The 996-nt window shown below is 46.3% G+C and carries 1 rRNA gene; it reads right to left on the bottom strand.

Going from position 1 to position 996, the window contains the following annotated elements:
* Positions 1-916, bottom strand: a 23S ribosomal RNA gene (locus PSH54_RS20495); the annotation flags it as partial.
* Positions 917-996: the final 80 nt, after the last annotated feature.

The following is a 996-nucleotide window of genomic DNA, read 5'->3' as shown; positions in this document are numbered from 1 at the left end:
TACTTTACGGTATTCGGAGTTTGCAAAGGGTTGGTAAGTCGGGATGACCCCCTAGCCTTAACAGTGCTCTACCCCCGTAAGTATTCGTCCGAGGCTCTACCTAAATAGATTTCGGGGAGAACCAGCTATCTCCCGGTTTGATTAGCCTTTCACTCCTAGCCACAGGTCATCCCCTAACTTTTCAACGTTAGTGGGTTCGGTCCTCCAGTTGATGTTACTCAACCTTCAACCTGCCCATGGCTAGATCACCGGGTTTCGGGTCTATACCTTGCAACTATTCGCCCAGTTAAGACTCGGTTTCCCTACGGCTACCCTAATCGGTTAACCTCGCTACAAAATATAAGTCGCTGACCCATTATACAAAAGGTACGCAGTCACCTAACAAGTAGGCTCCTACTGCTTGTACGTACACGGTTTCAGGTTCTATTTCACTCCCCTCACAGGGGTTCTTTTCGCCTTTCCCTCACGGTACTGGTTCACTATCGGTCAGTTGGGAGTATTTAGCCTTAGATGATGGTCCACCTATATTCAGTCAAAGTTTCACGTGCTCCGACCTACTCGATTTCACTTAAAATGTCTTTTCATGTACGGGACTATCACCCTGTATCGTGGCACTTTCCAGAGCCTTCCATTAACACATAATAAGCTTAAGGGCTGTTCCGATTTCGCTCGCCGCTACTATCGGAATCTCGGTTGATTTCTTTTCCTACGGGTACTTAGATGTTTCAGTTCTCCGCGTTCGCCTCGTTAACCTATGTATTCAGTTAACGATACCTGCAAGCAGGTGGGTTTCCCCATTCGGAAATCCTAGTCTCAAGCGCTTTTTACTAGCTTGACTAGGCTTATCGCAAGTTAATACGTCCTTCATCGCCTCCAACTGCCAAGGCATCCACCGTGTACGCTTAGTCACTTAACCATACAACCCAAACGGGTCTTTGTTATGTGACAGTTTAACTTCGCCAGAAGTTAATATTGAATACTAAAGTAGATACCAAT

This window comes from Pseudoalteromonas sp. Angola-30 (assembly GCF_028599215.1).
Lineage (GTDB): Bacteria > Pseudomonadota > Gammaproteobacteria > Enterobacterales > Alteromonadaceae > Pseudoalteromonas > Pseudoalteromonas atlantica.
This window is presented reverse-complemented; position numbering and strand designations above follow the sequence as displayed.